The 25,097-nt window shown below is 41.0% G+C and carries 17 protein-coding genes, 1 tRNA gene and 2 pseudogenes; 10 read left to right on the top strand and 10 right to left on the bottom strand.

Going from position 1 to position 25,097, the window contains the following annotated elements:
• Positions 1-110 precede the first annotated feature (110 nt).
• The 3 genes and pseudogenes from TPSD3_RS14210 to TPSD3_RS18185 all read left to right on the top strand — a co-directional run bounded on the left by TPSD3_RS14210 (position 111) and on the right by TPSD3_RS18185 (position 5,411).
• Positions 111-4,637, top strand: a complete 4,527-nt coding sequence (locus tag TPSD3_RS14210) for an ATP-binding protein (protein WP_086489204.1) — start codon at positions 111-113, stop codon at positions 4,635-4,637.
• A 51-nt stretch (positions 4,638-4,688) separates the two neighbouring features.
• Positions 4,689-4,868: pseudogene (locus TPSD3_RS18180) on the top strand (sensor histidine kinase); the annotation flags it as partial.
• Positions 4,869-4,886: 18 nt separating this feature from the next.
• The gene (locus TPSD3_RS18185; RefSeq protein WP_342587082.1) at positions 4,887-5,411 is read left to right on the top strand and encodes an ATP-binding protein; all 525 of its coding nucleotides are present in this window, start codon (positions 4,887-4,889) and stop codon (positions 5,409-5,411) included.
• A gap of 2 nt (positions 5,412-5,413) precedes the next feature.
• On the opposite strand, the gene TPSD3_RS14220 is transcribed toward TPSD3_RS18185, so the two are convergent.
• Complete coding sequence (locus TPSD3_RS14220) at positions 5,414-5,869, bottom strand: YiiD C-terminal domain-containing protein (protein WP_176329887.1); 456 nt, start codon at positions 5,867-5,869, stop codon at positions 5,414-5,416.
• Between the two features lie 27 nt (positions 5,870-5,896).
• Between TPSD3_RS14220 and queA the strand changes: the two genes are divergently transcribed.
• The 3 genes from queA to TPSD3_RS14235 all read left to right on the top strand — a co-directional run bounded on the left by queA (position 5,897) and on the right by TPSD3_RS14235 (position 10,151).
• Positions 5,897-6,937, top strand: a complete 1,041-nt coding sequence (queA, locus tag TPSD3_RS14225) for a tRNA preQ1(34) S-adenosylmethionine ribosyltransferase-isomerase QueA (protein ID WP_342587079.1) — start codon at positions 5,897-5,899, stop codon at positions 6,935-6,937.
• Between the two features lie 17 nt (positions 6,938-6,954).
• Positions 6,955-9,969, top strand: coding sequence for an NACHT domain-containing protein (locus TPSD3_RS14230; protein WP_086489207.1), 3,015 nt, complete (start codon positions 6,955-6,957; stop codon positions 9,967-9,969).
• A 105-nt stretch (positions 9,970-10,074) separates the two neighbouring features.
• Positions 10,075-10,151 (top strand) — tRNA-Ile (locus tag TPSD3_RS14235).
• 29 nt (positions 10,152-10,180) lie between these two features.
• Here the strand turns inward: TPSD3_RS14235 and TPSD3_RS14240 are convergent.
• Positions 10,181-10,963 carry a tyrosine-type recombinase/integrase gene (locus TPSD3_RS14240; protein WP_217884469.1) on the bottom strand — a complete coding sequence of 261 codons (783 nt, stop codon included), beginning with the start codon at positions 10,961-10,963 and terminating at the stop codon, positions 10,181-10,183.
• Between the two features lie 169 nt (positions 10,964-11,132).
• On the opposite strand from TPSD3_RS14240, the pseudogene TPSD3_RS18405 reads away from it, so the two are divergent.
• Together TPSD3_RS18405 and TPSD3_RS14250 are read left to right on the top strand one after the other, a co-directional pair.
• Positions 11,133-11,312, top strand: a pseudogene (locus TPSD3_RS18405) (transposase); the annotation flags it as partial.
• A complete protein-coding gene (locus tag TPSD3_RS14250) occupies positions 11,276-11,653 on the top strand; it encodes a hypothetical protein (protein ID WP_342587083.1) in 378 nt (125 codons plus the stop codon). The pseudogene TPSD3_RS18405 and the gene TPSD3_RS14250, both read left to right, overlap by 37 nt.
• 159 nt (positions 11,654-11,812) lie before the next feature.
• On the opposite strand, the gene TPSD3_RS14255 is transcribed toward TPSD3_RS14250, so the two are convergent.
• Entirely contained in the window at positions 11,813-12,316 is a 504-nt protein-coding gene (locus TPSD3_RS14255; protein ID WP_086489211.1) for an OmpA family protein, read from the bottom strand.
• A gap of 91 nt (positions 12,317-12,407) precedes the next feature.
• On the bottom strand, positions 12,408-13,709 hold the full coding sequence (locus TPSD3_RS14260; protein ID WP_086489212.1) for a PQQ-dependent sugar dehydrogenase: 1,302 nt from the start codon (positions 13,707-13,709) through the stop codon (positions 12,408-12,410).
• Between the two features lie 290 nt (positions 13,710-13,999).
• Between TPSD3_RS14260 and TPSD3_RS14265 the strand changes: the two genes are divergently transcribed.
• Together TPSD3_RS14265 and TPSD3_RS14270 are read left to right on the top strand one after the other, a co-directional pair.
• Positions 14,000-14,299 carry a hypothetical protein gene (locus tag TPSD3_RS14265; protein ID WP_086489213.1) on the top strand — a complete coding sequence of 100 codons (300 nt, stop codon included), beginning with the start codon at positions 14,000-14,002 and terminating at the stop codon, positions 14,297-14,299.
• 170 nt (positions 14,300-14,469) lie between these two features.
• Complete coding sequence (locus TPSD3_RS14270; RefSeq protein WP_086489214.1) at positions 14,470-14,892, top strand: rhodanese-like domain-containing protein; 423 nt, start codon at positions 14,470-14,472, stop codon at positions 14,890-14,892.
• A 68-nt stretch (positions 14,893-14,960) separates the two neighbouring features.
• Here the strand turns inward: TPSD3_RS14270 and TPSD3_RS14275 are convergent, their stop codons facing one another.
• The 6 genes from TPSD3_RS14275 to TPSD3_RS14300 form a co-directional block, all read right to left on the bottom strand.
• Positions 14,961-18,524 (bottom strand): CHAT domain-containing tetratricopeptide repeat protein, encoded by a 3,564-nt coding sequence (locus tag TPSD3_RS14275; protein ID WP_086489215.1) that lies wholly within the window; start codon positions 18,522-18,524, stop codon positions 14,961-14,963.
• A 183-nt stretch (positions 18,525-18,707) separates the two neighbouring features.
• Positions 18,708-19,622: a pyrroloquinoline quinone biosynthesis protein PqqB gene (pqqB, locus tag TPSD3_RS14280; RefSeq protein WP_086489216.1), complete on the bottom strand. Its 915-nt coding sequence runs from the start codon at positions 19,620-19,622 to the stop codon at positions 18,708-18,710.
• A gap of 6 nt (positions 19,623-19,628) precedes the next feature.
• Positions 19,629-19,859, bottom strand: coding sequence for a hypothetical protein (locus TPSD3_RS14285; protein WP_086489217.1), 231 nt, complete (start codon positions 19,857-19,859; stop codon positions 19,629-19,631).
• A 119-nt stretch (positions 19,860-19,978) separates the two neighbouring features.
• Positions 19,979-20,551 carry a DUF3226 domain-containing protein gene (locus TPSD3_RS14290; protein ID WP_086489218.1) on the bottom strand — a complete coding sequence of 191 codons (573 nt, stop codon included), beginning with the start codon at positions 20,549-20,551 and terminating at the stop codon, positions 19,979-19,981.
• The gene (locus TPSD3_RS14295; RefSeq protein ID WP_086489219.1) at positions 20,548-21,525 is read right to left on the bottom strand and encodes an AAA family ATPase; all 978 of its coding nucleotides are present in this window, start codon (positions 21,523-21,525) and stop codon (positions 20,548-20,550) included. The genes TPSD3_RS14290 and TPSD3_RS14295 overlap by 4 nt, the downstream gene beginning before the upstream one ends.
• A gap of 106 nt (positions 21,526-21,631) precedes the next feature.
• Positions 21,632-25,051, bottom strand: coding sequence for a transglutaminase family protein (locus TPSD3_RS14300; protein ID WP_086489220.1), 3,420 nt, complete (start codon positions 25,049-25,051; stop codon positions 21,632-21,634).
• Positions 25,052-25,097 lie beyond the last annotated feature (46 nt).

Consider the following 25,097-nt stretch of genomic DNA (forward strand, 5'->3'; position numbering starts at 1 on the left):
TGCTTGCAAAGGGCAGAGCGATAAATAAAAATATCACAGTATAACAAAGTCTTGCGTAAAATAAACCGCAAACCACCCCAAATAAAAAAAACAACACCCTAAGGAATGCCATGATCGCACTACAAGGTTACACCATCACCGAAGAAATTTACAGCGATGCCAAAAGTAGCATTTATCGCGGCCATCGGGATTGGGATGGATTGGAAGTCATTATTAAAACATTACGCTCTGATTATCCTACACCAAAAGAATTGGCGCAAATTCGCCATGAATTTGAATTAACCAGAGAATTAAGTTTAAAAGGTTCTGTGCGCCCTTATGAATTGGTGAAATGTCATAATGGTTTAGCCTTAATTTTGGAAGATGTGGGCGGAGAATCATTAAAAAATTTAATTGCACGGCGTAAATTAAGTCTAGTTGCTTTTCTCAAAATAGCCATTCAATTAACCAATGCGGTGGGAGAATTGCACCATCATCATATTATTCACAAAGACATTAAACCTTCTAATGTGATTGTGAATATGGAAACCAATCAGGTAAAAATTACGGATTTTAGCATTTCGACCCGCTTGGCAGTAGAAAATCAACATTTAAGCACTTTAGACAAATTAGAAGGCACGATTGCTTACATGTCACCTGAGCAAACAGGGCGCATGAATCGCGTCATTGATTACCGCAGTGATTTTTATTCTTTAGGCGTAACTTTTTATGAATTATTAGTGGGTTGGTTGCCGTTTCAAAGTAATGATCCCATTGAATTAATTCATTGTCATATTGCGCGAATTCCGCCTGAACCTTATATTTTACATTCAGATATTCCGCGTCCTGTTTCGGACATTATTATGAAATTAATGTCAAAAAATGCCGAAGAGCGTTATCAAAGTGCGGAAGGTTTGCGTTTTGATTTGCAAATTTGTTTGCGCGCTTATAAAAAACACGGAACAATTGAGCCATTTCGTTTGGCGCGACAAGATATTGTGGATAAGTTTCGTTTGCCGCAAAAACTCTACGGTCGCACTGCGGAATTAACGACCTTATTAGACACTTTTGATTATGTGTGTCAGGGCAGTAAATCAGCGTTATTAGTCTGTGGTGATTCGGGTTTGGGTAAAACCACATTAGTGCAGCAATTACAAAAACCCGTGATGCAGAAAAATGGTTTTTTTGTGGTGGGGCGTTTTGAAAGTACGGAACAACCGCATCCTTACAGCGCATTAGTTCATGCGTTGCGCGAAATTGTTAATTGCATTTTAACCGAATCCGCCAGTCAAATTGCCCAATGGCGTAAAAAATTATTAGCTATTTTAAATCACGACATTCATTTATTATCGCCTGTTATTCCTGAATTAGAAATGATTGTCGGTCGTCATGTTAAAACAGATAAAAGTGCGTTACTTATAGAAGAAAGTGACAGTTCTTTTAAATTGGCTTTTGAAAAGTGCATTCAAGTTTTTTCCACGCCCGATCATCCTTTGGTGATGTTTATTGATGATATTCAGTGGGCAGATGTAGCCAGTTTAAATTTATTGCAAACCATGCTAACCGATGCCAATGTGCAATCATTTTTGCTGATTCTCGGCTATCGTGACCCCAGTCCATTAAGCGAAAAACATCCGCTTTATCCCATGTTGCAAACGTTAAATCATCATTTAATTTCAATGGAACAATTGATTTTAAAACCGATGAAATTAGAACATGTGAATCAACTCATTACTGAAACACTCCATTGTTCTCTGAGTTATGCGCGTCCTTTAGCCGAATTGGTGATGACAAAAACAGAAGGGCATCCTTTTTTTGTCAATGCGTTTTTAAAAAAGGTGTATCGTTCGGGTTATTTAAAATTTAATCGTACCAGCAAACGTTGGGAATGGAACACCCAAAGAATTATTGAAATGGACATGACCGATAATGTGGTGTCTATCATTAGCGAACGCTTGCAACGTTTATCAGATAATTGTCAAGAAGTATTAAAATTAGCGGCTTGTATTGGAGTCACTTTTGATATTAAAACCTTATCCACGCTTTACGAACAAACTGAACCTGTCACCACAGGCGCATTATGGGAAGCCGTAGAGGAAAATTTAATTGCACCATTAAGCGACAGTTACCAATTACTTTATAATGCGGTGGAAGGAAAAGACAGCACTGATTTTGTCAGCAATAATGCGTCTTATCGCTTTTTACATGATCGTATTCAACAAGCGGCTTATTCGTTATTATTAGAAGAAGAAAAACAAGTTATTCACTACCAATTAGGGCGATTATTACGCGAAAAAACCTCACCCAATCAGCTCGATGAAATGCTGTTTGATATTGTGCGCCATTTAAATCAAGGCATTCAACAAATGCACAGCGATGTGGATTTATATGATTTAGCGCGTTTAAATTTGGCGGTGGCGAAAAAATCGAGAACCACAGGAGCGTATCAAACCGCTTTAATTTATCTCAATACGGGCTTAAATATTTTGCCTGCGGATGCGTGGGAGAAACAATATCATTTAACCATGTCATTGCACACCCAAGCGATGGAAATGGAATATGCCAATGGACATGTGGAACGTGCCGATAAATTATTTTCTATTGTGCTGGAAAATGCCGAAAGTTTATTAGATCAAGCACGTATTTATGAAATTAGAATTTTATTTTTTATTGCGCAAAACCAATTGCAAAAATCATTAGACATGGGCTTGCAAGTGCTGCACATGTTAAATATGCCTGTGCCGCGTGAAGACAGCGATTTAAGCGGATTATTTTCCGAATTGCAACCTTTATTGGGCGAGCGACAAATTGAAGAATTAATTGATTTGCCCAGTATGCGCGATGAACATAAATTATCAGCATTGCGCATTTTAGTCAGCATTGCATTGCCGTCTTATTTTGTCGCGCCTAAATTATACCCTATTTTGGAATTTATGCAGGTGCGTTTGTGCATTCAAAATGGCAATTCTCCGATGGCGGCCAGTGCTTATGCCTCCTATGGTTTGGTGTTATGCGGGACATTAAATGATTTAGATGCGGGCTATCGTTATGGACAATTAGCCTTAAAAGTTTTAGAAAAATATCCCAGTAAAGAATATCATGCGCGTGTTTTAACTTTAGTGAATGCGTTCTCACGCCATTGGAAAGATTCGGCGAAAGAATCCGCCGCCGCATTATTGCAAACCAGTGAATGGTCATTGAATAATGGCAATATTGAATATGCCTGTTATTCAGGAATGTATTGTGCGATTAATACTTTTTTAAGTACAGAATCTTTAGCCCGTGCTAATGATACCTTTCAATTTGTCATGGACATTATGATTCGCTTTAAGGCCAGCGAACAGATTTATTACACCCAAATTACCCAAATGTGGTATCAATTATCCGAGAATTTACAAAGCGAAAGTCGCCATATATGCCAATTAAAAGGCGCACGTTGCAATGAGGAAACATTACTGCCGCAATTACAAGCACAATCGAATAAACATGCGCTATTTTGTTATTACTTTATTAAAGGTTTATTATGCTATTGGTTAGATGATGCCCATAAAGCCTTACCTTATTTAGAACAAGCCGCTAACGTTGCACACAGCGCGCCTGCCAGTTTTCATCATAGTTTTTATGTTTTTTATCATGCGCTGGTTTTATATGTGACATGGAATCATTTATCGCCAGAACAAAAAACAGCGAAAATGTCACAATTAACCCAATTAGAAACAACATTAGAAAAATGGTCATGGCATTCTCCCATTAATTTTAAAGCGCAATATTTATTAATCCAAGCCGAACATGCCCGCTTAGAGCAACAAACTGAAATTGCTTTACGCTATTATGAAAAAGCCATTAATCACGCCCATGAAAATGGACAAATTCAAATTGAAGCCATTATTAATGAACGTGCCGCTTCTTTTTATCAACAATTAGGTTCTGAAAAATCAGCTCGTTTATATTTAGCTGATGCGCATTATGCGTATATTGCGTGGGGGGCGACGGCTAAAGCGAAATTATTAGAAACAGCACATCCTTTTTTAAATTACCGTCATGCGCGTAAAGAATGGCAAAATAGCATGACCCAAACTACGGTGAATGAACCCGCCAGTTCTACTACTAATACTATTGCGCAATATGGCAGTAATTTTGATTTAATTACCGTGATTAAAATTTCTCAAGCCATTGCGACAGAATTGGTTTTGCCTGAATTGGTAAAAAAATTATTACACGTGGTGATGGAAAATTTAGGCGCGCAACAAGGTTTATTGGTTTTAATTCGAGAGGGGCAGTTATATATTGAAGCCGAAATTCGCACTGAGAAAAGCGAAGCGGTGTTATTTCAATCCATGCCATTAGAAAGCCTCACTTCAGCCCAACAAAGTCACTATCCTATTGGTTTAATTCATTACGTGGTGCGCACCCAAACGGGCTTAATGCTACACGATGCCGCACAAGAAGGATTATTTGTCAATGACAGCTATATCACGGCGAATAAACCGTTATCAATTCTTTGCAATCCGTTGTTTTATCAAGATGAATTAATTGGCATTTTATATTTAGAAAATAATCTCATTGCCAATGCGTTTACTTCTAATCGCACCCACATGTTGCAATTATTATCGAATCAAATTGCCATTGCCATTGCGAATGCCATGTTTTATGAATAATTAGAACAAGCCCGAACGCTTGCAGAATCAGCCAGTCGGGCTAAGAGTGCTTTTTTAATGAATATGAGTCATGAATTGCGCACGCCGATGAATGCCATTTTAGGCTATGCCGATTTGGTGCGAGAAGATGCCGCAGAAAGCGGTTATGAAGACATTTTACCTGACTTAGAAAAAATTCAAATGGCCAGCCAACAATTGTTGGAAATTATCAGCAATATTTTAGATATTTCTAAGATTGAAGCGGATAAAATGGGATTGAATTTAGTCCAATTGGATGTGGATAAATTGGTGCAAGATGTGGTCACTGTGATTGAGCCATTATTGGGCGATAATGAATTATTAGTGAATTGTGCGGGGGGAATGGGACATATTTTTGCGGATCAAATTAAATTGCGACAAATCTTAATGAATTTACTCAGTAATGCCGCCAAATTTACCCAACAAGGCAGCATTACTTTTACCATTACTCGCCAACATGCCGATCCCGCACAAGGCAATCACAATAATGATTGGTTAATGTTTGAAATTGCCGATACCGGTATTGGAATGCCGCAAGAACATTTGCAACATATTTTTGAAGCCTTTTACCAATTAGATAGCTCCACCACGCGGCAATATGGTGGCACTGGATTAGGGCTAACTATTAGCGAACGTTTTGCCCGCATGATGGGCGGAAGAATTACTGTCACCAGTGAAGTGGGACGTGGCTCAACATTTGTGGTTTATTTACCCGCTTATGTTGCAGAAAATGCCGCCATCGGTCATAAAAAATAAGCTCAAGTGATTAACTCTGGAATTAACACAGAAATATAAACCCCAGAATAATCAACCGCTAACTCTTGATTGCATTCAGCGCGGGCTTGAATTTCCCAGCGGGCTTTACCGCGCTGCATTAAGTCTTGTTTAAAGCGATAAATATCATGATCGGAGGGCATATTGCTAATGATCATAATTTCGCTGTCAATCGGTTTAATATAATCCACTTTACTGCGCCGAACCACGGTAGTGGCATGTAATTGCAAACGAGACAATACCGTGTGCGTAATTGCCCAACCCGCTAAGGTTAAAATAGACACCACACTGCCGCCAAAAGCCGTGTTTTTATCATTGCGATTAATCGCTAAGGGTGCGGTTAAAATTAATACCCGTTGATTGCACAATTGCACCTTAACTCTCATATCACGAGTAATGGGAATTCGGGTGTCGAAATAGTCCTGTAGCATTTCTTTCATTCTCATCTTATCCTTTTGTTATTTTTTATGATGCAGCGTTCTGATTTTAACTTTACTTTACCCGATGAATTAATTGCACAATATCCAACAGAACAACGTACGGCCAGCCGTTTGCTCTATGTACCGTCACCATCGGGAATTGCGCTTATCGATTTACAGTTTAGCGAATTGCCAGACTATTTAACAAGCGGGGATTTATTAATTTTCAATAATACACAAGTCATTCCTGCACGTTTATTTGCCCGTAAAAAAACAACGGGAGGTCAAGTTGAATTATTAATTGAACGTTTACTAGAAAATCAGCACGCGTTGGTTCAATTAAAAGCCAGTAAAACACCTGCAATAAACAGTGAATTGGTATTAGAAAATGGTCTTATTGTACGCATTAAAGCCCGTCAAGAACAATTTTTTAAGGTTCAATTTGAAACACAAGAATCGCTGTTAGACCTGCTGCAAAGCATAGGCCATATTCCTTTGCCGCCCTACATTCGGCGCGATGACACGCGGGTTGACAGCGAACGTTATCAGACGGTGTATGCGTCGCGTCCGGGCGCGGTGGCTGCGCCGACCGCAGGGTTACACTTCGATCAGCCCTTGTTGCAGCGTTTACAGGCGCAGGGGGTGGCTTTTGGCTATGTGACGCTGCATGTGGGCGCGGGGACGTTTACGCCGTTGCGGGTAAATGATTTGTCCCAACACCAGATGCACAGCGAATGGTTACAAGTCACAGAAGAAGTTTGTCAACAAATTCAATCGACTAAAGCCAACGGCGGCCGCGTCATCGCCGTGGGAACAACCTCTGTACGTGCTTTGGAAACGGCAGCCGCGACGGGAAAAATACAGCCTTATGAGGGAGAAACACGGCTTTTTATTACGCCCGGTTATCGTTTTAAGAGTGTGGATGGTTTAATTACTAATTTTCACTTGCCTGAATCAACATTATTCATGTTAGTTTGTGCATTCGGTGGTTATGACAGAATATTGTCTGCTTATCACCATGCGGTAGAGAAAAGATACCGTTTTTTTAGTTATGGCGATGCGATGTTTATTGCGGCTAAACATGAGTAATCACGAGAGGATTTGCTTTGTTTTCTTGGTTTTCTTCTTTTAAAAAACGCTATTATCAATCGGTCATTTATGAGCATCGCATTTTTAATGTTCGCGGTTTGCGGACAATGGGGACATTTACCTTAGAATTAGAAAAAGTATTTGTGGAGTTGCGCATTGCGCCTTCTTCTAATCCCCAACAAATTAATTTTAATCCTTTATCGAATCGGGAATTATTGGGCAGTCGGCCGATTTGGGATTTTCTCAAAAACACCACGCCGCACCAATCGGCCGTGTTTGCCATTATTGGCGCACCGGGGTCGGGAAAAACCACATTATTGCAACATTTGGCTTTAACGTTAGCCGCTAAAAAAGAAAAAAGTTACGGTTTACACCAGCATTATTTACCGATTTTATTATTTCTCCGCAATCACACTAAATATATTGTTGACTATCATCTTTCTTTAGCGGAATTAATTCAACAACATTTTGCCGATGCCAAACGTTATCCGCATTTAAATCCTCCGCGGGATTGGTTTGTGCGTCAATTAAAAAAACAATCTTGTTTAATTTTATTAGATGGTTTAGACGAAATTGCGGATTTAAGGGACAGGCAATTTGTGTCTAATTGGATAGAGCAACAAGTATTTAATTACCCGCATTGTCAATTTATCATTACTGCACGGCCACAAGGTTATTTAAGTGCGCCATTACATCGGGCGCATGTGTTAGAAATTCAAGCATTCACTTTAGAACAAGTTAGACATTTTATTCATGCGTGGTATTTAGCCAATGAAGTGGTGAGTTTTGGACATAAAATAGATGAAGGCATTCGTTTGCGCGCTAGACAAGGCGCGGAAGATTTATTGTCGCGTTTAAATACGATGCAAACATTGAGTGCTTTGACGGTGAATCCATTGTTATTAACTATGATTGCAATGGTGCATCGTTATCGCGGTCAATTACCGGGGCGCAGAGTGGAATTGTACGGGGAAATTTGTGACGTATTGTTAGGGCATTGGCGACAAGCCATTGGCATTAAAGACAGCTTAACTGCCGCACAAAAAAGAGTGGTGTTGCAACCTTTAGCTGCGCAAATGATGTTATCAAAAATTAGAGATATTTCTACTGCCGCAGCGATAGCCATTATTGCTGACCCCATGGAATCCGTAGGATTAGATAATAAAACTGCGCTTGATTTTTTAATGGAAGTGCAAGCCAGCAGTGGTTTATTATTAGAACGAGAGCCGAATGTATGGAGTTTTGCCCATTTAACTTTTCAAGAATATTTAACCGCTTCTCATTTATTAGAACAGAAAACAACATTATATTGGTCAGCCTTAGTCAATGACAGTTGGTGGCATGAAACTTTGTTATTATATGCCGCACAAAGTGATGCCACACTTTTAGTTAAATCTTGCTTGCAATTTAACACCATTTTGGCTTTAACTTTAGCGGCTGATTGTTTAGAAGAAGCCCGTGAATTAGATCGCCACATTCGCATTGAAGTACATCAACGATTAACCGAAGCACTTATTTCTGAAGATCGAGAAAAACGACGTTTAGCCGCAGAGGTACGCTTAAATCAACGTTTAAAAAGTTTGCATCGTCTGGATGAAATGCGCGATATGGATTTAAGCTATTTAACTTGGGCTGAATATCAATTATTTTTAGATGATAATTATGCCCAAGGTTATTATTGCCAGCCTGATCATTGGCAGCAATATTGTTTTAGGCCGGAAATGGCTTTATTACCCGTTTCTGGCATTCGTGCTGAAGATGCAACTGCTTTTTGTGCGTGGTTAAATGCGCGTGAAGGTGGAAAAGTTCGTTATCGTTTGCCTACCTCTGAAGAAGCCTTATTGATCACGCCTCCGCCTTCTTTTTTTGAGGGAGAATATCATTTAGCCACTTGGTGTCAAAATAATGAAACTTATCAATTAATATTTTCCGATTGTTCCAGTTATGAGAAAGTGTTAAAAAATATTAAAGATTATTCTTTTATTTCTGCCAGTTCTTTGGATAAACCAGAAACATTAATTGATTATTTACGCACTTGGCAGTTTAGCGATTTAGACGATAAATTAGCACGGCAACAACGACATCAATTACGCATTCAAGCCTTGAGTGTGATATTGGCTTTTGATTTTGACAGTGAATTGGCTTACGCATTTAATTTTCATCAAGATATTGATTTAATTTTAGGGCATGATCGAACTTTTGAATGGACTCATGCTTATGTTCCAGAAAAAACAAGTGCAAATTCTCCCAATGCGCATATTTTTATTCGTGATTTAGCCCGCGACATGGTGATTGCTTTAGATTTGGCAAAAGACAGTATTAGTGCTTTGGAATTGGCGCGAGATATTGCGTTGGCACAACCGATTGATAATCGCGCATTAGCACGATCTTTAGTGCGTGCCAGAGATTTGTCGCATCATTTAGAACAATTAAGTCAACATTATCAGCTTCATGATATGAAACAAGCGCGAGATATGGCTAAAATGATTGTGCATGATTTATCTGCCGATTTGGCGCGTGCCAGAGGACGAAATTCAGCATTAGCCAGAGTGCAAGATTTAACGCAAGCCCGTGCCAAAGCCTTAGATCGGGCGAGAACATTAGCATTTGCTTTAACGCGGGCATTGGTATTTATCAGTGAATTTGAACCGATTTATCAGCAAATTGAACAGCATATTAATGAAGCTAAAAAGCGGGTAGAAATGATGTTGCATTCGGATGATGTGCATTTAAAACGCTTGGCGCAATTGGTACAGATTTTATTGGATTATATGGACGCACCAAAAACAGAGAAAAAACAGGCATGGCAAATTTATTTATTGCATTTAGTGGCTTGTTTATTAGAAGGCTATCGCATGCAAGCGCAAATGCCTGCAAAAAAATGGTTTCATCCGTCTAATGATTTAATGAATGCCGATAAAGCCTTGTTAGTTGATCTCTACTGGTGGTTACAAATGACGATTGCTAGGCAAAAGGGGGAGTTGGTGTGTTGGGAAGGAATACGAATTGTGCGGCAAGGGATGTTTTTATGATGATTACAAAAAATATCCCCACCACCTCTTGATTTTTGGCATAAAAATATTTATTCTAGCGTGCTGTTTTGTAGCAATAACCCGCCGTTTTACCCTTCCCAAAAGGGGCCTATAGCTCAATCGGTCAGAGCAGAGGACTCATAATCCTTTGGTTGTAGGTTCGAGTCCTACTAGGCCCACCATCATATTGTCATATCTTGCACTGTCTAAATTAACGGGTTGACTTACGAATGAGGATTGTTAGTAGTGTGGACTCATGGGCGGGGTTCGTGGCTCGTTCGGAGGCTTCTATCAGGTTCTTGATGTTGGCATCGCAATAGTGTGTCGTAATGCTTCGCCCTGATCGGTGTCCTAGCAACTCCTTGCGCGTCTCTTCGTCAACGCCTGCGCTTCTTAGGCGTGTCCCGTAGGTGTGTTTTAGGTCATGCACCCTTACCTTTAAGCCCGCCGCGGCTCTGGCTACTTTCCACCCTGTATTGTTCATACGGTTTAACGGCTTTCCCCTAAAGCTAAACACGTGACTGGGATGCTTTCCCCGCTGTTCATCAATCACTTGTTTTGCAACAGAATTCAACACAATCACCCGGTCATAGCCATTCTTGACAAGCTGCGATGGGATGAGGAACACGCTGTTGTTAAGCGGTTCTATCGGTATCTCCATAGACCATTGCAGGTTACACACTTCACTGTCTCGCGTTCCCGTGTTGACCATGAATAACGACATCTGTCGCAAGTGGTCAGGCAAGTGGTTAAACAAGCGTCGTTGTTCGTCGAACGTCAGCGGGTATTTTTGGCGTTGATCATGCTGCGGTAATAAGCGGATTTTCACTTCCTTAATGGAGTAATTGCCCAAAATTAATAACGCTAATTTGGCACGTTCGGGCGTTATCGATTTTTCAAAGTCACTTAAATGTGTCCATTTGCCCTCATCAAAGGATAAGTTTAAGGGTTTATCTTCTTCTATGTCTCGACCAATAACATGCAATTGCGCCACGTTACTATTGCGCCCACGTTCCAACACAAATAAATTATCGATGCCACCCGTTAATCCTAATGAACCGCATGCGGTTCTTCATGCGGCTGTCGTTGTCTTCCAAACTCAGATAAAACACATCGCCCTGTTGGGTCTTCTTGCCTAAGAAGTCGCCACCACTGGCCACAGACAACGCCATAGAGGGATCAATACAAAGGTACACCTCGTTGTAGACGCACATGGGATGCCACTTAAAGTCATCATCACTAAGGGAACGACAGGAGATTGTACTCAGGCAGAGGCTTTCTTGGAGGATTTAGAGGGTGATGCGTACTGGCTGACCGTGCTTATGATACCAATAAAATCATAGAATTAGCAGCTTCTAAAGAAATGAAAGTGGTTATTCCCCCCAAGAAAAATCGTAAAGAGCCGCGTCCGTTTGACAAATTTAATTCTGCTAAAGCCGAACTCAGAGACCAAGTCGAAGCTGAGGTCAGAAATGAGCTTAAAAACAAGATCAAAGATGAACTCAAAGCTGAAGTCAAAGCCGAGGTTAAGGCCGAGATTAGAGATCAAGTCAAAGCTGAAGGCATACAAGAGCAAATCGCCACGCTTTATTCACTACATCAAGAGGGAATACTACCCCAAGCAAAACTCAACGAGCGGTTAGCACCGTTAATTAAGCAGCTTAATGAATTGAAGAAACATTGATGTTTTTCTGTCTGAATCAGAATTTTCAAAATTGGTTCTTGCAAATTGTTTGTTTTCGGTAGATTTTCTATTCTTTAATTCTGAAAATCCTGAAATTCTGATTCTGACAGAAAAGTTTTATAAATCGCCTAATTTTACTCCATTTTAGCTTAAAAAAGATTATTTATTGGGAATATCGATGGGTTTTAAAATGAGAATTTCTACGCGGCGATTACGTTGCCGTCCTTCGGCCGTGCGATTGTCGGCAATGGGATTGCTGGCACCAAAACCTTGCGCAGTTAAACGCTCGGCTAACACACCATGCGCCACTAAAGCCGATTTTACGCTTTCAGCGCGAGCAGTGGATAAGCGTAAATTGTAAGCGGTACTGCCGCGATCATCGGTGTAACCGTCAATGGCGACATGACTGTTGGGATATTCGCCAATAATATCGACAATTTGCCCAATAACCGATAATGCAGAATCGTTTAATTGTGCCGAATTAAAGGAAAAATAAACCGATTCTAATATTAATAATAAACCGCGATCCGTTAATACGCTTTTAATGGAATGATGGGGTGATTGACTCACCGTTTTTTGTCCACATCCTAACAATAATAAACCACACAATACCATTATTCCCATTGCCAAATAAGGCTTATCATTTCGTGTGTTGCCTTTCATAAGATTTGCCTTGTTAAAAAGTTAATCATCAATTTTGTTAAAGGGATTTGCGTTAAGTATAGGGGAGAATAAGGACGAAATGATAAAAACTTTATTCTGCACCTTTAAAAGCAATACGCCAAATTGTTCCCTGACGTGAATCAGCGACATACAACGCGCCATCCGGGGAAACGGCTAAACCTGTCGGACGATAACGCGCTTGGCCGGGCTTTTTGGGCGGCACATCGCCCGCAAAACCATCCGCAAATGTCCACCAATTTGCGCCCACTTCCCCTTGCACAAAAGGAACAAAGGCCACGTTAAAACCCGCTTGAAAATACGGCGCACGATTCCATGAACCATGAAAAGCCACAAAAGCTCCGTTTCGATAGGCTTCAGGGAATTGTTGCGCGTGATAAAATACAATAGCATTGGGAGCTAAATGCGCAGGAAAAGCCACCAACGGGGAAAAATAATGGTTTTCTTCTGGGAGTTTGCGCCCGTCGCCGCCGTACTCTGGAGCCAAGACTCGCACCATTTGCAAGGGATCGTAATAGGTGTAAGGCCAACCGTAATCACCACCAGCCACAATACGATGTAATTCTTCTGCGGGCAGATCGGCGTTGGCTTTGGCATCAAAATGGGCTGGCCATAGGCTGTCTAATTGATCGCGTCCATGAATGGCCGCATACAAGTGTTGACTGGCTGAATCCCATGCGACAGCAACCGCATTTCTAATTCCCGTGGCGAAATGTTCGCCATCTTCTGGAAAACGTTGTTTAGTTTTTAACGCAGAAAATTGCCAAATTCCACCGCCAGTGACTAATTGTGGACACGGGCGTTGTCCGGGAGAACCGGGGGTGCGGGTGCGTACTTGGCAGGCGTTAGAAGGTGCGCCCACATTAACATACAAATTTCCTGCTTCATCAATGGCGAAAGATTTAGCAGCATGACTGTTTTGTACGGGAAAACCACTGACTACAGTTTCACGTGCCGCCGTGGGAACTAATTCGTCTGGTTTCAAGGCAAAACGGTAAATGGCGGTGTCTGAAGCGACATACAAGTAATTTTGAAAAAGACCAATCCCTGTACCACTGCTAGAACCAAAATACGCAATTTTATCCGCGACATAATCCCCGTTTACATCGCGTAACGCCACGATTCCGCCGCCTTTGGCACTTAAACTTTGCAAATTCACATAAATATCGCCATTATCCCGCACCACCAAATGCCGTGCATGTCCCAATTGCGTAGCCACTTGGGTGGCCGTAAATCCTTGTGGCACGCGAATCTCAGCCATTTCTACCGATAAGGCAGGAGATGGCTCGGTTAAAACGGTTGGCTTATCCGTAGCCGCGACCGTTGATGTTCCAAACAGCGTTAAAATGAAAGACAGTAAAAAATAACAGCGCATGAGTCAATATCCTTTCCATAGTGTCTAATTTGTCATCAATGGGTCACAGAAATTGTGTCAAATGGTCGGCTTTTAAAGCCACAAGCCCATGAATCAACAAGCAATCAATCCATAAATGGCATGGCTTATGAATAAATTAAGGGCTTGAAATCATTTTACTTTACCCCCACTGTGGCGAATTATGAGTGCTACAGTGTTGATTTGGGATCAGGGTAAATGGGCTTGAACCCTTAAATGGATTTAATTTCAACACAATGCGTTAATTTTAAAAATTTTTAGGTAAAAAACAGATGAGTAACCAAACCTTAGCTTCTTTTGTCAACAAAGTCGCAGCCATCGTTAGCCGCGATGACAAACAACGTTATGTCGTGCGTGTTGATGGTGCGCCTCAAGATGAACCTGTAAAACAACTGATGCCACACAATGGCTTTCGGGCGCGATTACAGAAAATGACGGAACATGGATTAGAAAATGTGCGAGAAGTAAAGCCATTTTACTATATCTCCACGTTGTCTGGTCATGATTGGCGTGCTAAACGAGATTATTTAATTCAAACCTTACAATCTAAGGGCGTTCTGATTGGCGCGTAGTTTGGGTTGAATAACGGTTTTTTTTCTGTTCTCCTTGATGTCTTGCCATGTTCGATCTATCAAATGTGCTTGATAGGTAAGCGTAAATTGACTAATATTAGCGTTTACTTATTTCGCAATCCCTCTAGCCTTCCGTAAACACTTCAAAAAAACATCAAGGAGAATCCATTATGACTCGTATTTTAATGGCAGTGAGTGCTTTCGCGCTGCTGTTTTCTGCGCATTTGCAAGCAGAAGTGATTCATATCAATAATGCCCAACTACAAGAATTGTTGGATCAAAACATCCCTCTGATTGACGTACGTACGCCTCCCGAATGGAAACAAACGGGTGTGGTGGAAGGCAGCCATTTGATGATGTTTTTCGACGAGAAGGGGCAAGCGGATGTTGGCGGATGGTTAGATCAATTCTCGGCAATTGTGGTGGATAAAGAACAACCTGTGGTCTTAATTTGTCGTTCTGGAAACCGCACCGCTCGTATTGCGCATTTTTTGAGTGAGCAACTGGGTTATGACAAAATTTATAATGTGCAGTTAGGGATTCGGGATTGGATTCGAGAAGGGTTGCCCACTGTTGCGCCCAGTGAGCAGTGATGGGCTTTTTCTCGCTCCCGCGCTGGAATGTGGGAGCGAGAGAATGCCTTCATTCTAATTAAAATCATTTATAACCCATAAAACGCAAATCCCGCCCAAAAATAAGGTGAAGTAAAAGGTTTTAATTCGGGATGATTGCGATAGCGGCGTAAATGTTGTAATAGTTGACTATCACTGTGTCCAGATTGGCGACAAACAGATTCCATATAACGGACTAATTCCAATTCCGTCACCGTGGCATTGCGTAGCCATTGCTGCGCTTGATGTAACGCAACAGCGGGCGGTAATTGTTCGCTGCAATGTAACTGGTAAAAGCGTTTTATTAACAAGGCGGTAGAAATATCATTCGCCGCCCATAAACTCACTAAAACCCCCGCCACGCCCCCTAATAATAAACCATCTGCCACCGTCTTTAATTCACGCCCTAATTCTGCAAATTGATGACTGCTATTTTGACAAGAAGAAAGTACAAATAAACGCTTATTGGCTAATAAATCATCGTTTAATAATTCATGTAAAGTAATGGCCGTATCAGCCGCTAAATAAAGGCGAGTAGATAAAATGTCATCTAATGGAGCTTGGGCATAACAAGCAAAATGTAAATAATTGGCATTAGGGATTGCTTTGCGAATCATGGCACGATTGGCTAATGCGTGGGCTAAAACTTGCTGTTGTTCTGCGGCAAATAAAGGACGAATTTGTTCTAATTCTAATGTGGTAAAATGAAGCAAATGCCGCAAAGGTAATGGTTCAGCCACACCTAATAATTTGGCAGGTGCATTTTCTTCTTGAATTTTTGCTTTTAATAAATTTGGTAACAAGCCAGAATAGGGTAAACGACTGATTACTAAATCTGTTAATGCCGTGCTTAATGACAACAGAGAAAACACCCCACTGCTGACCACTAAAGCTTGATGATAATTCAGCCGTTGCAACGCTGCATTCATAGGCTCTAACGCATTGATTTTTATTAATGGTAATAATTGATTTAAAGACTTTTCCAATAAAGCAGGATGATTTAATATTAAACCATGTAAATAATGCCGCACTTCATCTTGATCTTCAACCCATTTTAACAGCTCTGATTCTAATAAATGCGGCAACCAACATACACTCAACGTTTCATCTGGCAATACCATTAATGCCAATCCGCCGCGATAAGTCACTGTTAAATAAACAATAGGTTGTTGAATTAAACGACTTAAACATTTAATATCAAGGCTATTTAAATGAAAAGGTAAAAATTCAGGCAAACGTTTCTTAATTTCCGTCATTAATTCAGACAATTGCTGTCGAGCGGTATTGAGCGAATAATCTAAACGTTGAAAACTGTGATTATTCGTGCGATCTAAACGGCGTGATTCTTGTTCTAATAAAGCAATGCGATTGCGTAACGCATTTAATGCCTGTTGATCGGTTTGATTTAATTCTGCTAATTGACGTTGTTGAGATTGTAAAGATTGATTAAATAAACGTTGTTCTGACTGCTCTAAAATCTCCAATGCCGTATCCAATTCTCCCATTTGCGCTAAGGCATAAGCCGCGCCCGCAGCAGGACGCATATTGGCCGCTAATAAAAAAGGCAATCCAGTCGGATTTAACGCGCTTTGTTCTAATTGTAAAGTCGCCATTAATCCTGCTTGATAGGCTAACCAAGCAGATGTCCATGCGTTTTGACAAAAATAAATATAAGCTAAATTATTTTGACTGATTTGATATTCAAAAGGTGTTCGCGTTAATGAATAAATCTCAAGAGCTTGTTTTAAACACTGCTCTGCTTTTTCTAATAAGCCAGAATTATCCGTTTGATAATGGCTTAATTCGGCATAAGCTAAACCTAAATTATTTAAAGTATCAGCGCAATTAATAGGCGTATCTTCGGGGTTAGAAAGGGAGAGAATTTGTTGAAAATAATTAATCGCTGCCATTAAATTAGCATCACATTGTCCTTCTTTACGCCGCATATAAGCTGTGCCTAAACGATAGCGTAATAAACACCAATCTTGTGGATGATTTTCATATTGAAAAATGGTTAATGCCCCCTGATAACAACGAATGGCCTGCTCCATATTATCCACCGCACGCCCACGCAAACGCATGAAATAAGCATCGCCTAAATGAGACATGGTTTCTGCCCACATTTCTGGCACTGAATTGCGATTGCGCACGGTTAATACTTGTTGATACAAACTAATCGCTTGTTCAATATTCGAGGTGCGCGATAATTTAACGCGCCATAAATAAGCCGTGGCTAAATTATCTAATGTTTCCGCCCATGCTTGGGGACTGCGCAAACGTGGCCGCACGTGTAATGATTTTTGTAATGATTGAATGGCCAATTCCACATAATATTCAGGATTGCAGGCTTGTTGTTGCAGATAAGTTAAGCCTAAATCATTCATCACTTGTCCCCATAATGTAGGGGAATTTTGTGGATTAACCAGCGTTAAAACTTGTTGATACGCATCAATGGCTTGCACTAAATTAGCTTGACGATCACCGACAATGCGCTGCGTCCATACTTTGGCTAAATTCATCATGCTAATCGCCCAATCCCAAGGCTGTAATTCTCGCGTGCGAACCGTTAAAGCCTGCTCTAATGCTAATTTCGCTTGTTCTAAATTCTCGCTGCGATCTCCTGTTTCTCGCTGCAATAAAACTAAACCTAAATCCGATTGCACACTGCCCCAACGAATCGTGTCTGTAATGGGATTAATATGGGTTAAGGCGCGTTGATATAATTTTATCGATTGTTCTAAATTCTCGCTGCGTTTTCCTGCTAAACGAAAAAAGAATGCTCCACCTAAACTGGCCGCCACCGTCGCAGCAATGCTGGGCGTTTCTTTTAAGGTATCTTGTAATAAATAGTTTAAACAACTCTTTAAAATATCGTCGAACTGTTCATAATCGGTTTCAATAATTGCCCGTTGATCCAATTGTTTTAACAAATGATAGGCATTGGCTAAATCGCTTAATGTGGTGGCATGTTCAATGGGAAAACGGTCTAAAGATTGGTAATGTAAGGCTTGTAAATAATAGTGAATGGCCGCTTGTAAATTTTGTCGCCGCTCGCCTTGAATGCGCTCGACATAAACATGGGCTAAATTACTAGAAACAGAAGCATATTCCACCATCATATCCTGCGTTAATAACACAGGTAAAATATCTTGATATAAATGAATCGCTTGTTCTTGTGATTGATCGCGCTGACTGGACGTATCGACACTCACCGCATTGGCAGAGTACATTTGCAACACCGCCCAAATGCGCGGACTATTGGCTTGATTCACCATCGATAAACCGCGTTGCGCTAAAGCCAATTTTTCCGTGCGATCTAAGGGCGTTAATGAATGGGTTAATGTGCTGAGAATGGCATTTAATTCTGGCGGTAAATTAGGCTGGGCAAATGCCGCTTCTACACCCTCTTGACGACAACGTTGTAATAATCGTTGGGCTTCTCGGAAACGTTGCAATCTGACCGAATCATTTTGTCGTTGCACCAATAATGTTGTCATTAATTCTTCCACACTTTCATCTAAAAGTTGTGGATATTGTTCAATTAATTCCCGTGCCTCGCTCCATGTGTCGGCATGAATTAATTGTTCAATGAGATGACTTAAAGAAAGATTCATAATTTTTTATCAAAAACAACTCAGGCAATTTTTTAATCATAGGAGAAATGGACAAAGACGATGTCGATTGGCGATTACGATCATACCATATCGCGCCTCTGATTGGGTTTATGATACGGTATGACTACTGGTGAATCAATCTCAATTAAATTGAATCAAAAACATATCCCCATACGGTAGCAATTATAATTCAATCGCCATGCCATCAAAAGCAACTTCAATTCCTTGTTGGGTTAATTCGGCGCGTTCGGGGGAATTTTCATTTAAAATCGGATTGGTATTATTGATATGAATCAAAATTTTACGCGGCTTTGTTAATGTGTTTAAAAAGGCGATCATGCCGTCTGCTCCTGATTGCGGCAGATGGCCTAATGCACGAGCGGGTTTATCGCTCACGCCCACTTGCTGCATTTCGTCTTCGCTCCAAAACGTGCCATCGACCAGTAAGCAGTCCGTTTGCGCCATAATCGGTGGTAAATGGGCTTCAATTTCGCCTAAACCAGGGGCATAAAAGGCACTTTTGCCCGTGTGAATATCTTGGATCAGCAGACCGATATTGTCGCCGGGGTGCGGCTGTTCTCGGTGGGGAGAATAGGGTGGGGCTTTGCTGCGCAAGGGAAAAGCTGTTAATGTTATACCATTTATTTCTTTGATAGTAAAAGGTTTTTGGTCTAAAGCAATCGTGTGATATTGTAAACCTCCATTCCAATGGCGCAATAAGGTAAATAATGGAAATCCGCTGGACAGGTCTTGATGCACCATTTCTGTGCAGTAAACAGGCAGCGGACAGCCTTCGCGTAGCATGAGCAAACCTGTTGTATGATCAATTTGGCTGTCAATAAGTAAAACAGCACGAATTGCCGTGTCGCGTACATTTTGCGCTGGTTGTAGCGCGGAAAATGCGGCTAATTGGCTTAATAAATCAGGTGAAGCATTGATCAGTAACCAATCCACGCCATCGCCACTGATGGCGATAGAGGATTGGGTGCGTCGAGTGGCTTGAATCGTGCCTTGACGCAAGCCATGACAATTGGCGCAATTACAATTCCATTGCGGAAAACCACCACCCGCCGATGAACCTAAAATATGAATATACATAATGTATTATTTTCCTGTGTGTGGCAACATGACTTGCGTGGCCTGATACACGTCTAACATACGACGAATTTCTATTTTTTTCTCATGGGGCATGGGTTCAAATTTATTCATCATACGCAAACGCATATCGCCCGATGCTTTATGTAATAGGTGATCTAAAGCGGCGATCCATACGAAATGGTCGTCAGGTGGATTTTGTAGAATTATTAAGGCTTCGGTGTCGGTTTTGAATTCCATTGTCTCTCCTCCTCCTGATAAAAAAAGCGTGCTTGTTAATTATCGCGCCATAAGGGGGGAATGGCAATGATCAAGAATGATGTTGGAGGATTTGATGGGAAGGTTGTTTTATGGGGATTTTAGGGGGTAAATAGCCAGATTAATTTTTGTTTTAAATCATCAAAATAATGATGAGCGAAATGATAAGGAGCTTGAGGATAAGCAATTTTATAGATGCTGTGTAAGATGGCTTTGTGATTTTCTTTTGATTCAAAATGGGAACATTTTAAAAAATCTTCTATGCAGCATTTGCGATCATCGGGTATTGTGGCGAGAATGAGAGATTCTAAATAGCCTTCTTTAGTTTCTGGGTCGCACATGATATAAATCTGACTTAAATTTTCTATAGCCAGTTGCTGAATGATTGCTCTTATTGTTTTTAAAGTATTATCATAACCTCCATATATTGCATCGTTTTTATTGGAATCTGCATCAAGAATAAAAAGCACTTTTTCTACAAGACCAATTTCTATGCTTTCTTTGAAAGAGCGATATTCAGGGCAATTTACCTTATAGAAGTTGCTTTTACTTCTCATCCCGTAGAAATTTACTTTTTTTTCATCAAATCCCAAATGTTGAATTAACATCACTATTAATTCATTATCATGTGTTTTTTTCTCATTACCTTCGTGAAGAATAGCAAGTTTATTCATAAGCGAATCTCATGTTCTTGCTTGATACTAAAAGCAAGCATTTCATTATCTAATGTAAATGCTTTTAATTGTTTATTTTTATCTCTTACTAAGGAAATATAATTAATTTCCTGCTCTTGCATTTCTAAAGCAACACGATTAAAAGACTCTACTATTTCTTTAGAATGTGTGGTTATAAAAACTTGACAATTTACCTGTTTTGATAAGGTAAAAATAATATGCCATAAACGATCATGGTGAGAATAATGAATACCGTTTTCTATTTCGTCAAGAAATAAGTAACTATTTTCAGCCGCGTATAAATAGCAAATGATACCAAGATAAGACAATAAACCATCTCCAACGTCTTCAATATCTTGATAACTGCCATTTACCTTGCAACGTAATTTATCTCCAATCACTTTAAAAACTTCTATTGAATTATCAAACTCATGAATAAAGCGATTTAATTCATCTTCTTTGTCTTTTTCTTGCAGTTTATAAAAGGCTTCCAGCAAATTTTGTTTGTCGTAAAATCCCATTTTGATAAATTTGATAGGGTTATTATAAATAAGCGATGCTGATCCAGCTAAATTGAGAAAAAGTTCTTCTTTAACAATTTGTGGTAAAGATTCTTTTTGTTGTTTACCCATTAATTTGAATTGATAGCTTCTATCAATTAAACCTGTTCCTGCAAAAGATAAATCAAAATTTATCTCTTTGAGATTAGAAGATAAATGAAACGGGACAATTTTGTTTAAAATATTCGTGCTTATTGATAAGTTTCTTTTATGCAAAACAGAAAAAATGGCTGCTGCAAATTGTTGTATGCCACCAAAAGAACTCACATGAAGATAACAGGCTTCCAAAAAAGCGGTTTTGCCAATATTATTTTTACCGCTGATTAAATTAACTCGTTTTAAGTGATTGGCTTCAAAATTTTCAAAGCATTTAAACGCTTTTATTTGAATTTCTGTTAAAAAATGTTCAGTCATGATTCTCTTTGTGATCCACTCTTAACGAACTCTTAAATCTATAGCATAAAAAACCTGACAAATTTTTAAATATGTCAGGTTTTATTTTGGGTTAAATCAAGACGAATTAATCCCGTTCCCGTCGCAAATCTAAGGTATAAGGGTATTCTCGATTAGGCTCTTCGGGGGGTAAATCCATCGGGCCGATGCCGTGACCTTGTGGATAAAAGCCTGATAAACCTTGAAACCAAGCCGGAGCTTTGACCGGTCCCGGTGTGTGGCCAAAGGCTTGAAAACGGGTAATGCGTCGAGATTCCGCAGCGTAGGCATTGACGGGAAAATCATCATAACTGCGTCCGCCGGGGTGTGAAACGTGATAAGTACACCCCCCAATGGCGCGCCCTGTCCATGAATCGATAATGTCGAAGACTAAAGGAACATGCACGGGAATCGTAGGATGTAATGCAGATGGTGGCTGCCACGCTCGATAACGTACGCCACAAATGTATTCATCTTTGCGACCAGTATTATGCAAAGGAATCCGTCGCCCGTTGCACGCGATGACATAACGGCTGTCGGTTAAACCCGTCACTTTGACCTGTAAACGTTCTACAGAAGAATCCACATAACGTGCCGTGCCGCCGCCCGTCGCTTCCTCTCCTAAAACATGCCACGGTTCAATTGCCATACGCAATTCTAAATTGATATTACCCACCTGCACACTGCCGTAATGCGGAAAACGGAATTCAAAAAATGGGTCTAACCAATCCAATTGGAATTCGTAACCTTCGCGCTGCAAATCGCTAATGACATCTTTAATGTCTTCGCGCACGTAATGCGGCAACATAAAGCGATCATGTAGCTCAGTTCCCCAACGCACCAAAGGCAAGGCATACGGTTTTTTCCAAAACCGCATCAATAAGGTGCGCAATAACAGCATTTGCATCAAGCTCATACGCGCATGAGGTGGCATTTCAAACGCCCGCATTTCTAACAAACCCAAGCGACCTGTGGCACTGTCTGGAGAATACAATTTATCGATACAGAACTCCGCACGATGTGTATTTCCCGTCAAATCCACCAACAAATGCCGTAACAGCCGATCCACCAACCACGGCGCAGCCACTTCACCGCTAGGCATCCGTTGAAAAGCAATTTCTAATTCGTACAAACTTTCATTACGCGCCTCATCGACCCGTGGAGCTTGACTGGTTGGGCCAATAAACAAGCCAGAGAACAAGTAAGACAAGCTAGGGTGATGCTGCCAATAAGTAATCATACTACGCAACAGATCGGGGCGGCGTAACATAGGACTTTCGGCCGGTGTTGCTCCGCCCAAAGTGACATGATTACCGCCGCCTGTTCCGGTATGTCGTCCGTCCTGCATAAACTTTTCTGTTCCCAAACGGCTGTAATGCGCTTCTTCGTATAAAGTAAACGTATTATTCACCAATTCGTCCCAACTGTGCGCGGGGTGAATGTTGACTTCAATCACACCGGGATCAGGAGTCACTAACAAACGTTGCATTCGCGGATCAATCGGTGGCTCGTAACCTTCTAAAAATAAAGGCATTTTTAAATCAGCGGCCGTTGCTTCAATACTCGATACCAAATCTAAATAATGTTCTAAATGCGTCAACGGGGGCAAAAAGACGTGTAAAAAACCCTCTCGCGCTTGTACACATAAGGCCGTGTGCGGCACATCGGTGTAAAAAGTTTCTTCTCGCGTGATTTTCTCCGTTTTAATAAAACGATCATCGTCAGCCATTTCGGTCTGTTCATGAATACTATGCGCGGTGGGAGGCGATTCGTAATATTGTGCAAAACGTTGTGCGACTTCTCCGTGAATATCTTGCAACGGTTGTAATTCTTCAAATAAACTGCGCTCAACTTGAATTTCCCGTTTATCCACATCGACCCAAGGCAATGATTCTAAAGGTAAACGTAAACCCATAGGCGAATCGCCCGGTACTAGATACAACTGTTCACGTCGTAATCGCCACGGCGCACTGTGCCATTGGCCGCCGCCTGTCATGTTATACTGCCAACGTAGCGGTAACACATAGCCTACGGGATTGTCTAAACCATAACTGAGTACTCGTGCCAAACGTTTACGCTCTAAATCGTCTTTCAAATTAGCGCGTTTGGGATCGAGATTGACGGGCGTTTGCCCTTCTTTCCACAAATAATACAGATTATCTTCGTAAGCAGGAATGCAGTAATCGCCTTTTAAACCCAAACGTTGCGCCAAGCGAGTCACAAACCGCTGGGCATCCGTGGCATCAAATTGCGTAGGACGGCTGTCGTCGGCGAGCCAGCGATCATCACGCCACACCGCTACCCCATCTTTACGCCAAAAACAACCCAACGCCCAACGCGGAATCGGTTCACCGGGATACCATTTGCCTTGTCCATAATGTAACGAAGCCCCTGGCCCAAAACGTTTTCGCAATCTTTTCAATAAATTAGCGGCAAGCGTGCGTTTAGTCGGCCCCAGTGCTGCGGTATTCCATTCTGCGCCGTCCATATTGTCAATCGACACAAAAGTGGGTTCACCGCCCATGGTTAAACGCACCCCGTTGGCGATCAATTCGGCATCGACTTTATGGCCTAAGGCATTGATAGCCTGCCATTGTTCTTCAGAATAAGGCTTGGTGACGCGAGGGTCTTCGTGAATACGCGTAACTTCATTGTGAAAATAAAATTCTGTTTTACACTCATCAATCGCGCCCGTAATCGGAGCCGCACTAGACGGATTTGGCGTACAAGCCAATGGAATATGTCCTTCGCCCGCAAATAAGCCCGATGTGGGGTCTAAACCGATCCAGCCCGCACCGGGAACGTACACTTCAGTCCAAGCGTGTAAATCAGTAAAATCTTGTTCCGGCCCCGAAGGACCGTCTAATGACTTCACATCCGCAGTCAATTGCACCAAATAACCCGACACAAACCGCGCCGCTAAACCCAAATGCCGTAAAATTTGCACCAATAACCACGCCGAATCCCGACAAGAACCTTTTGCCCGCGTCAACGTTTCCTCACCCGTTTGCACGCCCGGCTCCATACGAATACCATAAGCAATATCTTGTTGTAAACGTTGGTTAATCGCCACTAAAAAATCAACCGTGCGCTGTTTTTTCCGATCCACGCCGGCCACCCAAGCCATTAAACGCTCGCCTCGTTCAGTGATTTCTAAATAAGGCGTTAATTCTTTGGCTAATGTTTCCTCATAAGTAAAAGGATAATTTTCCGCATAATCTTCTAAAAAGAAATCAAAAGGATTAATCACCACCATATCGGCAATTAAATCGACTTCAACAGAAAATTCTTTGGTTTTTTCAGGGAAAACAATGCGGGCAAGAAAATTACCGAAAGGGTCTTGAAACCAATTAATAAAATGTTTTTCAGGCTTAATTTTTAAAGAATAAGCCAAAATAGGCGTGCGACTATGCACAGCAGGCCGCAATCGAACCACGTGAGGTGACATGGAAATTAAACGGTCATAAGAATAGCGGGTGTAATGATTCAGTGCAACTTTAATGGCCATAGCAAAGTCAATCCGTTGAGTGAAAGAATGAAGTGGGATAATGAGG

This window comes from Thioflexithrix psekupsensis (genome assembly GCF_002149925.1).
GTDB classification, from domain to species: domain Bacteria; phylum Pseudomonadota; class Gammaproteobacteria; order Beggiatoales; family Beggiatoaceae; genus Thioflexithrix; species Thioflexithrix psekupsensis.

Coding starts and splice junctions, on each gene's coding strand:
- TPSD3_RS14210 (WP_086489204.1), top strand. CDS start 111: ATGATCGCACTACAAGGTTACACCATCACCGAAGAAATTTACAGCGAT.
- TPSD3_RS14270 (WP_086489214.1), top strand. CDS start 14,470: ATGACTCGTATTTTAATGGCAGTGAGTGCTTTCGCGCTGCTGTTTTCT.
- TPSD3_RS14255 (WP_086489211.1), bottom strand. CDS start 12,316: ATGAAAGGCAACACACGAAATGATAAGCCTTATTTGGCAATGGGAATA.
- pqqB (WP_086489216.1), bottom strand. CDS start 19,622: ATGTATATTCATATTTTAGGTTCATCGGCGGGTGGTGGTTTTCCGCAA.
- TPSD3_RS14295 (WP_086489219.1), bottom strand. CDS start 21,525: ATGACTGAACATTTTTTAACAGAAATTCAAATAAAAGCGTTTAAATGC.
- TPSD3_RS18185 (WP_342587082.1), top strand. CDS start 4,887: ATGGGATTGAATTTAGTCCAATTGGATGTGGATAAATTGGTGCAAGAT.
- TPSD3_RS14275 (WP_086489215.1), bottom strand. CDS start 18,524: ATGAATCTTTCTTTAAGTCATCTCATTGAACAATTAATTCATGCCGAC.
- queA (WP_342587079.1), top strand. CDS start 5,897: ATGATGCAGCGTTCTGATTTTAACTTTACTTTACCCGATGAATTAATT.
- TPSD3_RS14265 (WP_086489213.1), top strand. CDS start 14,000: ATGAGTAACCAAACCTTAGCTTCTTTTGTCAACAAAGTCGCAGCCATC.
- TPSD3_RS14220 (WP_176329887.1), bottom strand. CDS start 5,869: ATGAAAGAAATGCTACAGGACTATTTCGACACCCGAATTCCCATTACT.
- TPSD3_RS14290 (WP_086489218.1), bottom strand. CDS start 20,551: ATGAATAAACTTGCTATTCTTCACGAAGGTAATGAGAAAAAAACACAT.
- TPSD3_RS14285 (WP_086489217.1), bottom strand. CDS start 19,859: ATGGAATTCAAAACCGACACCGAAGCCTTAATAATTCTACAAAATCCA.
- TPSD3_RS14260 (WP_086489212.1), bottom strand. CDS start 13,709: ATGCGCTGTTATTTTTTACTGTCTTTCATTTTAACGCTGTTTGGAACA.
- TPSD3_RS14300 (WP_086489220.1), bottom strand. CDS start 25,051: ATGGCCATTAAAGTTGCACTGAATCATTACACCCGCTATTCTTATGAC.